Annotated in this window: 11 protein-coding genes; 9 read left to right on the top strand and 2 right to left on the bottom strand. The window is 59.8% G+C overall.

All coding sequences use genetic code 11. The annotated features are described in order from the left end of the window. Nucleotides 1-183: 183 nt before the first annotated feature. From DMZ65_RS08380 to DMZ65_RS08340, 9 genes are all read left to right on the top strand, one after another. Complete coding sequence (locus tag DMZ65_RS08380; protein WP_198662652.1) at nucleotides 184-1,209, top strand: LacI family DNA-binding transcriptional regulator; 1,026 nt, start codon at nucleotides 184-186, stop codon at nucleotides 1,207-1,209. Nucleotides 1,210-1,320: 111 nt separating this feature from the next. Next, nucleotides 1,321-2,622 carry an ABC transporter substrate-binding protein gene (locus DMZ65_RS08375; protein WP_116598465.1) on the top strand — a complete coding sequence of 434 codons (1,302 nt, stop codon included), beginning with the start codon at nucleotides 1,321-1,323 and terminating at the stop codon, nucleotides 2,620-2,622. A 113-nt stretch (nucleotides 2,623-2,735) separates the two neighbouring features. After that, the gene (locus DMZ65_RS08370; protein WP_084350237.1) at nucleotides 2,736-3,599 is read left to right on the top strand and encodes a carbohydrate ABC transporter permease; all 864 of its coding nucleotides are present in this window, start codon (nucleotides 2,736-2,738) and stop codon (nucleotides 3,597-3,599) included. Nucleotides 3,600-3,613: 14 nt separating this feature from the next. Next, complete coding sequence (locus DMZ65_RS08365; protein WP_084350238.1) at nucleotides 3,614-4,444, top strand: carbohydrate ABC transporter permease; 831 nt, start codon at nucleotides 3,614-3,616, stop codon at nucleotides 4,442-4,444. 10 nt (nucleotides 4,445-4,454) lie between these two features. Further along, nucleotides 4,455-5,459 (top strand): ABC transporter ATP-binding protein, encoded by a 1,005-nt coding sequence (locus DMZ65_RS08360; protein ID WP_116598464.1) that lies wholly within the window; start codon nucleotides 4,455-4,457, stop codon nucleotides 5,457-5,459. Then, complete coding sequence (locus DMZ65_RS08355) at nucleotides 5,456-6,229, top strand: L-iditol 2-dehydrogenase (RefSeq protein ID WP_116598463.1); 774 nt, start codon at nucleotides 5,456-5,458, stop codon at nucleotides 6,227-6,229. The genes DMZ65_RS08360 and DMZ65_RS08355 overlap by 4 nt, the downstream gene beginning before the upstream one ends. 1 nt (nucleotide 6,230) lies before the next feature. Then, entirely contained in the window at nucleotides 6,231-7,697 is a 1,467-nt protein-coding gene (locus tag DMZ65_RS08350; RefSeq protein ID WP_116598462.1) for a mannitol dehydrogenase family protein, read from the top strand. Nucleotides 7,698-7,851: 154 nt separating this feature from the next. Then, nucleotides 7,852-9,963 carry a 4Fe-4S binding protein gene (locus tag DMZ65_RS08345; RefSeq protein WP_116598461.1) on the top strand — a complete coding sequence of 704 codons (2,112 nt, stop codon included), beginning with the start codon at nucleotides 7,852-7,854 and terminating at the stop codon, nucleotides 9,961-9,963. Next, nucleotides 9,960-10,829 (top strand): FAD:protein FMN transferase, encoded by an 870-nt coding sequence (locus DMZ65_RS08340; protein WP_116598460.1) that lies wholly within the window; start codon nucleotides 9,960-9,962, stop codon nucleotides 10,827-10,829. The genes DMZ65_RS08345 and DMZ65_RS08340 overlap by 4 nt, the downstream gene beginning before the upstream one ends. 127 nt (nucleotides 10,830-10,956) lie before the next feature. Here DMZ65_RS08340 and DMZ65_RS08335 read toward each other — a convergent pair whose 3' ends face one another. Both DMZ65_RS08335 and DMZ65_RS08330 read right to left on the bottom strand, forming a co-directional pair. Continuing rightward, nucleotides 10,957-11,745: an FAD binding domain-containing protein gene (locus tag DMZ65_RS08335; RefSeq protein ID WP_116598459.1), complete on the bottom strand. Its 789-nt coding sequence runs from the start codon at nucleotides 11,743-11,745 to the stop codon at nucleotides 10,957-10,959. A 123-nt stretch (nucleotides 11,746-11,868) separates the two neighbouring features. Further along, complete coding sequence (locus DMZ65_RS08330) at nucleotides 11,869-14,232, bottom strand: xanthine dehydrogenase family protein molybdopterin-binding subunit (protein WP_116598458.1); 2,364 nt, start codon at nucleotides 14,230-14,232, stop codon at nucleotides 11,869-11,871. Between the last annotated feature and the right edge of the window lie 17 nt (nucleotides 14,233-14,249).

The following is a 14,249-nucleotide window of genomic DNA, read 5'->3' as shown; positions in this document are numbered from 1 at the left end:
CTTCGCGCGCGACCGTTTCGGTCGCCGCTCGTTTATATCTCGCAATCTTTCTTGACTGATGACACGCTACGGACCTAGTGTCATATATTGACGGGCGTCAAGTTTGTTGTTTGCCGTTAAATTTTACGAAATTCCACGATACAAGTGATGGCTAGGACGCAGAATGACATGAGGGCAAACCCAGTGACCGGATCTAAGATCAAGAATATGGACGAACTCGCGAAGGTCAGCAACATTTCGCGCCCGACCCTGTCGAAATATTTCAACGATCCGGAAAGCGTTCGAAAGACCACCAGACAAAAGATTGAAACAGCGCTGAAAAAGTACGATTACAAGCCAAACATTTTCGCGATCAATCAGAACCGCAAACTGACCAAGACCATCGGCATTCTGGTCCCCTACCTGGCGGATCCGTTTTTTGCCGAAGTCGCGCGACGACTGGAACGGCATTGCATCGACGCGGGCTATTGGCCCACGGTGTTCAGCGCCCATGGTGACCGAGAGGCTGAAAACAACGCTCTTGCAACGATGCAATCCCTGCGTCCGGCCGGTGCTTTGCTTGCGCCTCTTGGCCGAAGATCAGATTTCGAAGCCGTCAAACGGTTCGCTGACGAAGTGCCGACAGTTGTTTTCGACAGCAACGTCGCCGTTGGCGAAGCCTTTGTAGGCAATGATAATTTCAAAAGCATCGGCTTGATCGTCGACTACCTGTGCCGCACCGGAGAGCCGCCCTGTTTCTTCGAGATGCCACCGCTGAACCCGAACGCCAACAAGCGACGCGAAGCCTATGTCCAGTCGATGGAGCGGCTCGGACTGACGCCTCAGGTCATCAAGGTCGAGGGTAAGAACTGGGATTTCGAAAGGATCGGCTTCGAAGGCGGCATGCGCCTGATCGAAGAGCGTTCTTTGCCGTCCAACACCGTCTTGTGCAGTAATGACCGCCTTGCAATCGGATTGATGGCTGCCGCCTATCAAAAGGGATTGCGGGTCGGGCATGGCCCTGAATGCGCACTTCGGATTGCCGGGCATGACGACCATCCCTGGTCTCGGTACACTTGCCCTCCGCTGACAACCGTCTCGCAGGATTACTCTGCAATCGCCGATCAAAGCGTCAAGATTCTTTTTGATTTGATTCAAGAGGGCAAGCAAACGCATTCAAGATTTGAGAATCTACTTGACGGGAATCTTGTCTTGCGGACCTCCGCATAAAGGGAGTATCCGGGCCAAAAACTTTACGGGAGTAAAGTTTTTTATTGACTCGAGGCTTGACGCCCGGTTAATTCGTGCCACTGCACCAAACAGATCCAGGGAGGATCCGGAATGAAATTGAAGAACGCATTATTTGCTGCGTCTGCGCTGGTATCGGCCGCAACGACCACTGCCTTCGCTGAAGAGCTGACCATCGCAACGGTCAACAATGGTGACATGATCCGCATGCAGGGTCTGACGGATGACTTCACCGAAAAGACCGGACACACGGTCGAGTGGGTCACGCTGGAAGAAAACGTCCTGCGTCAGCGCGTCACCACCGATATTTCCACCAAGGGTGGCGCTTTCGATGTGATGACGATCGGCATGTATGAAACACCGATCTGGGCCAGAAACGGCTGGCTCGTTGCCATGGACGACATGTCCGAAGAATGGGACGCCGACGATATTCTGCCTGCCATGCGCGGCGGTCTCAGCGTTGACGGCACATTGTATGCCGCGCCGTTCTACGGCGAAAGCTCGATGATCATGTACCGCACCGACCTTATGGAAAAGGCCGGGCTGGAAATGCCCGATGCCCCGACATGGGAATTTGTGGCGGATGCCGCGCGCAAGATGACCGACAAGGAAAACGAGATCTATGGCATCTGCCTGCGCGGCAAGGCCGGCTGGGGTGAGAACATGGCGTTCCTCACGGCAACATCGAACGCTTTTGGTGCCCGTTGGTTTGACGAAAACTGGACAGCCCAGTTCGATCAGCCTGCCTGGAACGAAACCCTGACCTTCTACGTCAACCTGATGAATGACGCGGGCCCTCCGGGTGCCTCGACAAACGGTTTCAACGAAAACCTGTCACTGTTCCAACAGGGCAAATGCGGCATGTGGATCGACGCGACGGTTGCGGCCTCTTTCGTGACCAACCCCGAGGATTCGACCGTTGCTGACAAGGTTGGCTTTGCTCTGGCACCGAACACGGGCCTGGGCAAGAACTCCAACTGGCTTTGGGCCTGGGCGCTTGGCATCCCTGCCGGCACCCAGAAAGAAGCCGCCGCGAAAGAGTTCGTGGAGTGGGCAACCTCGAAAGACTATATCGAGCTTGTCGCGGCAAACGAAGGCTGGGCCAACGTCCCTCCGGGTGCGCGGACGTCGCTTTATGAGAACGAGAACTACAAGGACGTTCCATTCGCGGCCATGACGCTTGAAAGCATCCAGTCGGCCGATCCTCAGAACCCGACAGTAGATCCGGTTCCCTATATCGGCGTTCAGTTTGCGGCCATCCCGGAATTCGCGGGCATCGCAACCGAAGTCGGCCAGGAATTCTCGGCCGCTCTGGCAGGACAGCAAAGCGTCGATGAAGCGCTTGAAAAGGCGCAGGCCCTGACGACAGACGCAATGGAAGCCGCCGGCTACTAAGCGTCATCGTTCCGGAGGGCGGCTCGTTCGGCGGCCCTCCGACACCAGTGATCAGCTTTCATTTTTGACCAATCATCTGTGGCGGTTCTTCCGTCAACGGGGGAGGTGTGTCCATGGCGACCCAACAATCACGATCCGCTGCACGGTTCATGTTGGCACCTGCCGTCATCCTGCTTTTGGGCTGGATGCTGGTGCCTTTGATCATGACCCTATGGTTTTCGTTCCGGAACTACCTGCCGCTGCGCGGTGGGGATCTGGGATGGGCCGGGTTTGACAACTATGTCCGTTTCATCAATTCGAGCTCGTTCTGGCCAAGTGTCCAGACAACGCTGATCATCGTCGGCGGTGTGCTTTTCATCACCATCGTGTTGGGCGTCATTCTGGCGCTTTTGCTTGATCAACCGATGTGGGGACAGGGCGTCGTCCGCATCCTCGTCATCGCACCCTTCTTTGTCATGCCGACGGTTTCCGCGCTTGTCTGGAAAAACATGTTCATGGACCCTGTGAACGGGCTTTTTGCACATATCTGGAAGTTCTTCGGCGCAGCTCCGGTTGAATGGCTCAGTCAGGCCTCGATGCAATCGCTGATCCTGATCGTCAGCTGGCAGTGGTTGCCCTTCGCGACGCTGATCCTGCTGACGGCGGTTCAGTCGCTGGACAGCGAACAGCTGGAGGCCGCCGAGATGGATGGCGCGCCCTTCCACAGCCGCTTTATCTACATGATCCTGCCGCATCTGGCGCGGGCCATCACAATCGTGGTTCTGATCCAGACGATCTTTCTGCTGTCGATTTTTGCTGAGATCTTCGTGACCACCGGCGGTGCCTTCGGCACCCGGACCCTGTCTTACCTGATCTTCCAGCGTGTTCTGGAAAGCCAGAATATCGGCCTGGGATCTGCGGGCGGTGTCTATGCCATCATCCTTGCCAATATCGTTGCCATCTTCCTGATGCGCATCGTTGGCAAAAACCTGGACTAGGGAGGAGCAAGATTATGGCACGAGCCGTTACAAACAATCGCAAAGCGCTGAATACCGCTATTGCGTGGTCTATCGGGATCCTGATCTTCTTTCCGATCCTCTGGACCATCCTGACCAGCTTCAAGACCGAAGCGCAGGCCATCAGCGATCCGCCTGTGTTCCTGTTCTTTGACTGGACGCTGGAAAACTATACCGTCGTGCAAGAGCGTTCCAACTACATGCGCTTCTTGTGGAACTCTGTCGTGATTGCAGGCGGATCGACCATCCTTGGTCTGATCATCGCGGTTCCCGCCGCCTGGTCCATGGCCTTCGTTCCGTCCAAACGCACCAAGGACATCCTGCTCTGGATGCTCTCGACCAAGATGTTGCCGGCGGTGGGCGTTCTCTACCCGATCTACCTGATCTTCATCAAACTGGGCATCCTTGATACCCGCACCGGCCTTGTCATCGTGATGATGTTGATCAACCTGCCGATCATCGTGTGGATGCTTTACACCTATTTCCGTGAAATTCCGGTCGAGATTCTGGAAGCCTCGCGGATGGACGGTGCCACGCTGAAGGAAGAGATCATCCACATCCTGACGCCGATGGCCGTGCCGGGGATTGCATCGACGATGCTGCTGAACTTCATCCTTGCCTGGAACGAAGCGTTCTGGACGCTCAACCTGACGGCGGCGAAAGCCGCCCCGTTGACCGCCTTCATCGCCAGCTATTCCAGCCCCGAGGGTCTGTTTTACGCAAAACTGAGCGCCGCCTCCACGATGGCCATCGCTCCGATCCTGATCCTTGGCTGGTTCAGCCAGAAACAACTTGTCCGGGGCTTGACCTTCGGCGCTGTGAAGTGAGGAGAGATTAATGGGACGCATTCAGCTTAAACAGGTCAAGAAATCCTTTGGTGACGTGACCGTCATTCCGCCGCTGGACCTTGAAATCAACGATGGGGAGTTCGTGGTATTCGTCGGACCTTCGGGCTGCGGCAAGTCCACGCTGCTCCGCCTGATCGCGGGGCTGGAGGACACGACCTCTGGCACGATCGAGATCGACGGCAAGGATGCCACCGGCCTGCCCCCCGCCAAGCGCGGACTGGCCATGGTCTTCCAAAGCTACGCGCTTTATCCGCATATGTCGGTTCGCAAGAACATCGCCTTCCCGATGAAAATGGCCGGGATGTCGAAAGAAGAGCAGGACAAGCGTATCGCGGCTGCGGCCAAGGCGCTGAACCTGACGGACTACCTTGACCGGCGGCCCGGCCAACTGTCCGGTGGACAGCGCCAGCGTGTCGCCATCGGCCGCGCCATCGTGCGTGAACCCGCAGCGTTCCTGTTCGACGAACCGCTGTCCAACCTCGACGCGGCCCTGCGCGTCGGAATGCGGCTGGAAATCAGCGAGCTTCACAAGCGCCTTGATACCACGATGATCTATGTGACCCACGACCAAGTCGAGGCGATGACCATGGCTGACAAGATCGTTGTGCTTCAGGCCGGTGTGATCGAACAGGTGGGCTCTCCGCTGGAACTGTATCGCAACCCGCGCAACAAGTTCGTCGCGGGCTTTATCGGCAGCCCCAAGATGAACCTTATCGAAGGCCCCGAAGCCGCCAAGCACAGCGCCACAACCATCGGCGTGCGCCCGGAGCATTTCGAAGTGTCCACGCAAAGCGGTGAGTGGAAAGGCACTGTGGGCGTGTCCGAACATCTGGGCAGCGACACGTTCTTCCACGTCAATATCGACGGATTTGCAGAGCCTTTGACAGTGCGCGCCGGTGGCGAGGTCGATCTGCATTACGGCGACACGATCTACCTGACACCGCAGGCCGACCAAATCCACACCTTCGATGCAAAAGGGTTGCGGGTCCAATGAAACGACTAGATGGGAAATCCGCCCTCATCACCGGCTCTGCCCGCGGTATCGGGCTGGGCTTTGCCGAGGCATATGTCCGCGAGGGCGCAACCGTCGCCATCGCGGACATCAATCTGGACGCGGCCACCAAAGCCGCGGACCAGATTGGCGAGGCAGCCTATGCCGTGCAACTGGATGTGACCAGCCAGGACAGTATCGACGCCGCGATCGAAACCGTCGTCGCAAAGGCGGGCAAGCTGGACATTGCGATCAACAACGCCGCCCTTTTCGACGCGGCAGAGACCATGGACATCACCCGTGCCAGCTATGACAAGCTCTATGCGGTGAATGTCGCGGGCACGTTGTTCACCATGCAGGCCGCCGCCCGCCAGATGATCAAGCAGGGTCACGGCGGCAAGATCATCAACATGGCCAGTCAGGCCGGACGCCGGGGCGAACCCCTGGTGCTGGTCTACTGCTCGACCAAGGCGGCGGTGATCTCGATGACGCAATCTGCCGGGCTGAACCTGATCAAGCACGGCATCAACGTGAATGCCATAGCGCCCGGCGTCGTTGATGGCGACCATTGGGAACATGTCGATTCCATGTTCGCAACGCTCGAAGGCAAGAAGCCCGGCCAGAAGAAGGCCGAAGTCGCCGCCAGCGTTCCTGCGGGCCGTTTCGCGGTGCCTGCCGATCTCACCGGGATGGCGGTATTTCTCGCCTCCGCCGACTCCGACTACATCGTGTCGCAGACGTATAACGTCGACGGCGGACAATGGATGAGCTGACATGAAACTGTCCAACGAGACCCTCAAGGATCTGCCGGAAAGCGTCTTGCGTCCGACCTATGATCGCAGCGCACTGACGCCGGGCATCGTGCATATCGGACTTGGCAACTTTCATCGTGGCCATCAGGCTTGGTATCTGCACCGCCTGATGCAACAGGGCCTGGCGCAGGACTGGGCGATCATTGGCGCAGGCGTGCGCGCCGGAGACGAGGCGCAACGCAAGCGGCTGGCCGCGCAGGATTACATGTCCACGCTGATAGAGCTTGACCCGAAGGGACGCTCTGCCGAGGTCGTGGGGTCGATGATCGATTTCGCGCCCGTCGAAGAGGGTAACGGCCCTCTGATCAAGCGGATGACCGATCCCGCCATCCGCATCGTGGCCCTGACCGTGACCGAGGGTGGTTACTATATCGACGCGGCAACCAAAGGGTTTGACGCCAATCACCCCGACATCAAACACGATGCCGCCAACCCCGACACCCCCCGCACCGCGTTCGGCGCGATGATCGCCGCGCTGAAACTGCGCCGCGACAATGGCACCGGGCCGTTCACCGGCCAAAGCTGCGACAATCTGCAAGGCAACGGCGCGATCCTGCGTCAGACCGTTGTTTCGCTGGCGCGCCTGTCAGATGCGGATCTCGCCGACTGGATTGATGCAAACTGCACCTTCCCCGACTCCATGGTCGATTGCATCGTCCCCGCCACCGGCCCTAGCGAATTGGCGCTGGTCAAGGAGTTCGGTATCGACGACGACGCCCCCGTCACGCATGAGAACTTTCGCCAATGGGTCATCGAAGACGCGTTCTGCGCCGGCCGTCCCGACTGGGACAAGGCCGGTGCCACCTTTACCGATGACGTGCATCCCTATGAGGCGATGAAGATCCGCGTCCTCAACGGCGGTCATCAGGTGATCTCCAACCCCGGCGAGATCCTGTCGGTCCAGTTCATCTCGGGCTGCATGGCACATCCTCTGATCGGCGCATTTTTCCGCAAGGTTGCGGGCGAAGAGATCGTGCCGCAGGTTCAGCCCGTTCCCGGCATGACCCCCACCGCCTACGTTGATCTGATCAACAGCCGCTTTTCCAACCCCGAGATTGTCGATACCGTCCGCCGCGTCGCCTTTGACGGCTCTTCCCGGCATACCGGTTTCATTGTCCCAACGCTGCGCGATGCCCTGGCCGCAGACACACCGATCGAGGGGCTGGCCCTGACAGAGGCACATTGGGCGCGGATGTGTTCCGGCACGCGCGAGGATGGCAGCACGATTGCACCCAACGATCCGCTCTGGGACAAGCTGAACGCGGCTGCACTGGCTGCACGGGACAATCCCCAGGCCTGGCTGGACCAGCGCGACCTGTACGGCGACCTTGGTGAAAACGCACGTTTTGCCGGTAGCTTCGCACGCTGGCTGCGGATGCTGCATGACGAAGGAACAGAGGCAACTTTGCGCGTCTATCTGCACGGCTGATATGGTTTCGGGCGTCAGCCTCGTGCCGGTGCCACGACCATATTCGAAGTGCAAACCATAGATGACGTGCAAGGACATCCTCCGGCCAAACGGCCCCGCCCTCTAGACCTTGGTCGAATTGGGTGCCCTGCCCGTAGCCTTTAGGTTTCGGACCATGGGAGTGATCCGCACGTTCTTGGCAATATGTCTTTGGGTCAGTCTGGCCCTGCCTTCGGCCGCAGATCCCCTGCCCCGCGAAACGATTGCTGAAATGATCGTGCCGCCCATGTCGCTTGGCGAGCAACTGAACGACAAGGGTGTCTGGCAATTGCTGAACTCTGGCGGTGCGGATGCGGGTTATGTGTTCGAGACACAGCCCATGGCCCCCTTGCCCGGCTTTTCCGGCGCACCGATCAACATGCTGGTGGTGCTGGACCTTGACGGGCGTTTTGTCGATGTGCGGCTGATCTCGCATAACGAACCGATCTTTGTCAGCGGTCTGGGCGAGGCCCCGTTCCACCAGTTCTTCGAACAATATCGCGGCCATTCCATATCCGAAGCCCTGGTCGTCGGCACCCCTTACGGCGCGGGCGGAGGTGGCGGCCAGTTGGTTTATCTCGACGGTGTGACCAAGGCCACCGCATCGGTCCGCATTGCCCATGAAAGCCTGCTGGCCGCCACGCTTCAGGTCGCACGCGAAAAGATGCAAGGCATCAGTTCCGGCCCGCCCGCCTTTCCCGATCCCGACTATTCCGAGGATCTGAACTGGCAGGATCTTGTCGAACAAGGGCTGGTGCAAAATTTTCGCGTCACCAACGCCGAAGTCGACGCCGAATTTGCAGGCACGCTATGGGAAGATGACGACCCAGAGGCGCAGGACGCCCCGGATGACGCTTATCTGGACCTGTGGATTGCGGATCTGGGACCACCCTCCATTGCCCGCGCCTTGCTGACCGAGGACAGCTTTCGGGACTTGCAGGATTTCATGGCGATCTCGCCCGATGACGAACCTGTCCTCCTGATCGAAACTGCGCGCCACGGGCTTGTCTCTGACGACTTCGTGCGCAACACCGCGCCGGACTGGATCGGTGCCGAACAGGGCGGCTTTCCTGTGGCGATGCGCGACGCCGATCTTTTGGTCAGCCTGTCGGATCAGGTGCCGGACGCGCTTCAGGACGGTGTCGCGATGATCTTGCGGACGGACCGAAGACTTGGGTTCGATCCGACGCAAGACTGGGTGCTGAAGGTACAGGCAGTACGCGAACATGGTTTTTTTCAGCCCGAGATAGGATCGGTGTCGCTGGCCACGACCCATGTCACCGACGCGCGATTTTACGATCGCCCCGGTGCCGTCACACGTTTGGCCCCCTGGCGCGAGGCGATCCACAACCGCCAATCCGATCTGATCCTTCTGTCCGCCTTTCTTGCCGCGCTTCTTGCCGTCCTGGCCTTCCGCCAAAGCGCGTTCGCAGCGCTGCGCCACTATACCCCGATCCGGTTGAGCATTCTTGCCATTGTACTTGGCTTCATTGGCTGGTGGGGACAGGGGCAATTGTCAATCGTCACGCCGCTCGGAACGCTTCGCAGCGCGATTGACGGCGGCAGCCTTGGTTTCCTTCTTTACGATCCATTCTCGTTGGTGATCTGGGCCGCCGCCATTCTGGGCTTTTTCCTGTGGGGGCGCGGGCTGTTTTGCGGCTGGCTCTGTCCATTCGGTGCGTTGCAGGAATTTGCGCATCACATCGGCCGTTTGTTGCGCCTGCCGCAATATGATGTGCCGGACTGGCTGGACCGCCCCCTCAAGGGCCTGAAATACCTTGTCCTTCTGGCGCTGATCGGCGTGACGCTGTTCCTGCCCGCCGCACTTGACAAGGCGGCTGAGGTTGAACCTTTCAAGACGGCGATCACCACGTTCTTTATCCGCGAATGGTACTATGCGGGCTATGCGCTGTTCTGGCTGTTCCTCGGCATGATCGTCTTCAAAGGGTTTTGTCGCTATGTCTGCCCGCTGGGCGCGCTCATGGCCCTCGGCGGGGCGTTGCGCATGCGCCGCTGGATCCCGCGCCGCGTTGAATGCGGATCTCCCTGCCAGTTGTGCCGCGTCAAATGCGCCTACGGTGCCATCTCGAAACAAGGAGAGATCGCTTATTCAGAATGTTTCCAATGCCTTGATTGCGTCACGATCCATGACGACCCGGCACAATGCGTGCCCCTGATCCTCAAGGGCCGCTCAGCCACCCGCAAACCACGCGCGACAGGCCATCCCAACGAGGTGCCCGCCCAATGAAACGCCGCCGATTCCTCACCCTCTCGGCGGCCTTCGCCTGCGCGCCCGGCCTCGCCCAAGCCTCCACCTGGAGGGGCCATGCGCTGGGGGCTGAGGTCTCGGTCACCTTGCACGGCCCCTCGGCCCTGACCGGCCCTGCCTTGGCAGAGATCCCCGTCTCACTTGAAAAGATCGAGGCGCTGTTCAGCCTCTACCGCCCCAGCTCGGCGCTGAGCCTCCTGAACGCGCGCGGCTGGCTCCACATGAAACCCGCATTCCAGGAACTGGTCAGATATTGCGACGATGCGCACCGCCTCTCGAACACGCTGTTCGATCCGACAATACAGCCACTCTGGCAGGCCGACGCCCAGGGCCTCGACCTTGGTCCGGCCCGCGCGCTTGTCGGCTGGGACCGCGTGACAATGACCGGCAACCGTCTGCGCCTCGCCCCTGGTCAGATGCTGACCTTCAACGGCATTGCCCAAGGCTTCGCAACCGACATGATCCGCGCGGGTCTTGCAAAACGCGGAGCCAACCAGGCACTGATCAATATCGGTGAATTTGCCGCGCTCGGCGGCCCTTGGCGTCTGGCAGTCTCTGACCCTGCGCATGGTCCCGTCGTCACGCGCACGCTCGACGGGACGGCCATCGCCACATCCAGCCCTGGTGCCATGCAGTTGGCCTCCGGCAGCCACATCCTGTCGCCGGACGGTCGCCCTGCCCTTTGGTCCACAATCAGCATCGAGGATCATAGCGCAACGCGGGCCGATGCGCTATCCACGGCGGCGGTGTTCATGTCGCGCGGCCAGCTTGACACACTCAAACGCGCTGCAAAGCTGATCCGCATCACCTCCGTCGACCACGCTGGCGATATCGTCACCTTCTGATACGCAGAACCGGGTCGAATGGAAAACCCGCCCCCAGCTTCTTCTCGGCAAAAATACTCAAATTCCGACGCCAACACAAAAACCCCCGGCTGGAAAACCGGGGGTCTCGTCAACGCAATCTCGGCTTTCAGCCCGCAGCGGCAACCGCGCGCTTGGTCAGCACACCAATCAGATGCGCCCGGTATTCCGCGCTGCCATGCATATCCGCGATCATGTCGTCAGACGACGCCGACAACCCGTCCAGCGCATCCACCGAGAAATTTGACGATAGCGCAGTCTCCGCCTCGCTCCAGCGGAACACACCGTCATTCGACGCGCCTGTCACCGCAACCCGAACACCATCGGCGTATTTGGCAAGGAACACACCCACCAACGAGAACCGCGAGGCGGGTTGCTCGAATTTCTGGTAATTCGCCTTCTCTGGCACCGGAAAGCGGATTTCGGTGATGATCTCGGCGTCGTCCAGCGCGGTGGTAAACATGCCCTGGAAAAAGTCATCCGCGGCAATCTCGCGGCTGTTTGTGACGATGGTCGCACCGGACGCAAGCGCCGCTGCCGGGTAGCAGGCTGACGGGTCGTTATTGGCCAGCGATCCGCCAATCGTGCCACGGTTGCGCACCGCCGGATCGCCGATATTGCCTGCCAAGGCAGCCAGCGCCGGATAGGCCGAGCCCTCCCCCGCGATGGTGCTGTGCGAGGTGCCGCCACCGATGCACAAGACACCGCTGTCATCGGTACGAATGCCTTTGATTTCATCGATCCCGGTCAGACTGACCAGTTTGGACGGGCTGGCAAGCCGCTGTTTCAGCGTCGGGATCAGTGTCTGCCCGCCCCCCAGCGCCTGCGCGTCTTCTTCACCAAGTGCGGCGACCGCATCGGCCACAGTTTTCGGTGTTACAACGTCGAAATTGTACATTCTCTCTTCCTCTCCCGAAACATGTCCCGGCGCGCCGGTCCTCTGCTTCTTTGGTTCACATATCGCTCTGGGATGCCGCCGCTAGGCGACGGGGGCAGCGCCCCCGCTTTCCATCCCTTTGCGTCAGCCGTTCATCGCCGCCCAGACCCGCGAAGGCGATGCCGGCATGTCGATATGGGTCACATCATGCCCGCCCGATTGCATCGCGTCCACCACGGCGTTGATCACCGCAGGCGGCGACCCGATGGCCCCTGCCTCGCCACAGCCCTTCACGCCCAGCGGATTGTGGGTGCAGGGAGTCACGCAGGAGTGATCGACGCTGTAGAACGGCACGTCATCAGCGCGCGGCATCGCGTAATCCATATAGGACGCGCTGAGCAGCTGGCCGTTTTCATCATAGACGCAACCTTCCATAAGCGCCTGACCGACGCCTTGGGCGATCCCGCCATGAACCTGACCGGACACGATCATCGGATTGATGACATTGCCGAAGTCATCCGCAGCCGAGAAACGCTCAATGGTGACACGACCGGTTTCCGGGTCCAGCTCGACCTCGCAGGCATAGGCACCCGAGGGGTAGGTGAAGTTCGACGGATCGTAGAACGCCGTCTCTTCCAGACCCGGTTCGATGTCTTCCAGCGGGTAGTTGTGCGGCACATAGGCGGCCAGCGTGACATCCCCCCACGCCACGGATTTGTCGGTGCCCGCAACGGTGAATTGCCCGTCTTTCAGCTCAATATCCGCCTCGGACGCTTCCATCAGATGCGAGGCGATCTTCTTGGCCTTGTTGATGACTTTCTCGGTCGCGCGGACCATGGCCGACCCGCCAACCGCGAGCGAGCGCGATCCATAGGTGCCCATGCCCATCGGCGTGCGCGCCGTGTCGCCATGCACAATGTCGATCTGATCCTCGGGAATGCCCAGCATTTCGGCCACCACCTGCGGAAAGGCCGTTTCATGCCCCTGCCCGTGGCTGTGGCTGCCGGTCATCACGCTGATAGATCCGGTGGCGTTGACCCGGACGGTCGCGCTTTCGTACAGGCCTGCGCGCGCGCCCAACTGTCCGACAAGGTTCGACGGCGCAATGCCGCACGCCTCGATATAGCAGTTCACGCCCAGACCGCGCAGTCGGCCCTTGGCTTCGCTTTCCTTGCGCCGTGCGGCAAAGCCCGCAATGTCTGCAATCTCTTCGAGCTTGTCCATCGTGGCGGGATAGTCGCCAGTGTCGTATTCCACCGCGACTGGCGTTTGATAGGGGAATTCGGTGATGAAGTTCTGGCGTCGCAATGCAATCGGATCGACACCCAATTCACGCGCCGCCTTATCCACGACCCGCTCCAGCTGATAAGTCGCCTCGGGGCGGCCAGCGCCGCGATAGGCATCCACCGGAACGGTATTGGTGAACACGGCCCTGACGTTCACATAGATCAGCGGCGTCTTGTAGTTGCCCGCCATCAGTGTGCCGTGCAACCAAGTCGGAACCGAGGGCGCGAAGGTGGACAGATACGCACCCATATTTGCGAGCGTATCGGTGCGCAGGGCAACGAAGTTGTTGTCCTTGTCCAGTGCCAGTTCGATCTTGGTGACGTGGTCGCGGCCATGCGCATCGGACATGAACGCCTCGGACCGGGTCGAGGTCCACTTGACCGGCCGCGCCAGTTGACGGGCGGCAAAGGTGCAGAATGCCTCTTCCGCGTAGTGGAAGATCTTGGTGCCGAAACCGCCGCCCACATCGGGGGCCACGACACGCAACTTGTGTTCAGGAATACCAAGGACGAACGCGCCCATCAGCAGCCGGATCACATGCGGGTTCTGGCTGGTGGTGTAAAGCGTGCTTTCGTCATTGGCGCGATTGTATTCGCCCAACGCCACGCGCGGTTCCATCGGGTTGGCGACAAGCCGGTTGTTGACCAGCTCCAGCGTGGTGACATGGGCGGCTTCCTTGATCGCCTTGTCCACGGCCTCGCGGTTTTCCTCGACGAAGCCCCAGTCATAGCAAAGGTTGCCGGGCAGATCGTCATGCACCTTGGGCGCGCCGTCTTTCAGCGCGTCCTTCATGTTCACGACGGCGGGCAGTTCTTCGATGTCGAGTTCAATGGCTTCTGCCGCGTCGCGGGCCTCTGCCAGACTGTCCGCAACGATCGCTGCAATCGGGTCACCGACATGGCGGACCTTGCCCTGTGCCAGAACCGGGTGCGGCGGTTCATGCATGACTTCACCAAAGCGGTCCGTCACCTGCCAGCCGCAGGGAATGCTGCCGATCCCTTCGAAATCCGCACCGGTAAAGATGCGCACCACGCCCGGCATTTCCGAAGCAGCAGCCGTATCTATATTGGTGATCCGGCCATGCGCCACGTCAGAGCGCAGGAAATGCACATAGGCCTGACCGCGCGCATTGATATCGTCCGTATAATTTCCGGTGCCTGTCAGAAAGCGCACGTCTTCGCGACGCTTGCTGCTGGCTCCGATGCCATGATCTTTCGGCATGTTCTTTATCCTCCCTG

It is taken from the genome of Primorskyibacter marinus (assembly GCF_003313245.1).
Lineage (GTDB): Bacteria > Pseudomonadota > Alphaproteobacteria > Rhodobacterales > Rhodobacteraceae > Primorskyibacter > Primorskyibacter marinus.
Note: the sequence above shows the minus strand (reverse complement) of the source record. Positions and strands in the feature narration are given on the sequence as shown.

Coding starts and splice junctions, on each gene's coding strand:
- DMZ65_RS08375 (WP_116598465.1), top strand. CDS start 1,321: ATGAAATTGAAGAACGCATTATTTGCTGCGTCTGCGCTGGTATCGGCC.
- DMZ65_RS08370 (WP_084350237.1), top strand. CDS start 2,736: ATGGCGACCCAACAATCACGATCCGCTGCACGGTTCATGTTGGCACCT.
- DMZ65_RS08365 (WP_084350238.1), top strand. CDS start 3,614: ATGGCACGAGCCGTTACAAACAATCGCAAAGCGCTGAATACCGCTATT.
- DMZ65_RS08360 (WP_116598464.1), top strand. CDS start 4,455: ATGGGACGCATTCAGCTTAAACAGGTCAAGAAATCCTTTGGTGACGTG.
- DMZ65_RS08355 (WP_116598463.1), top strand. CDS start 5,456: ATGAAACGACTAGATGGGAAATCCGCCCTCATCACCGGCTCTGCCCGC.
- DMZ65_RS08350 (WP_116598462.1), top strand. CDS start 6,231: ATGAAACTGTCCAACGAGACCCTCAAGGATCTGCCGGAAAGCGTCTTG.
- DMZ65_RS08345 (WP_116598461.1), top strand. CDS start 7,852: ATGGGAGTGATCCGCACGTTCTTGGCAATATGTCTTTGGGTCAGTCTG.
- DMZ65_RS08340 (WP_116598460.1), top strand. CDS start 9,960: ATGAAACGCCGCCGATTCCTCACCCTCTCGGCGGCCTTCGCCTGCGCG.
- DMZ65_RS08335 (WP_116598459.1), bottom strand. CDS start 11,745: ATGTACAATTTCGACGTTGTAACACCGAAAACTGTGGCCGATGCGGTC.
- DMZ65_RS08330 (WP_116598458.1), bottom strand. CDS start 14,232: ATGCCGAAAGATCATGGCATCGGAGCCAGCAGCAAGCGTCGCGAAGAC.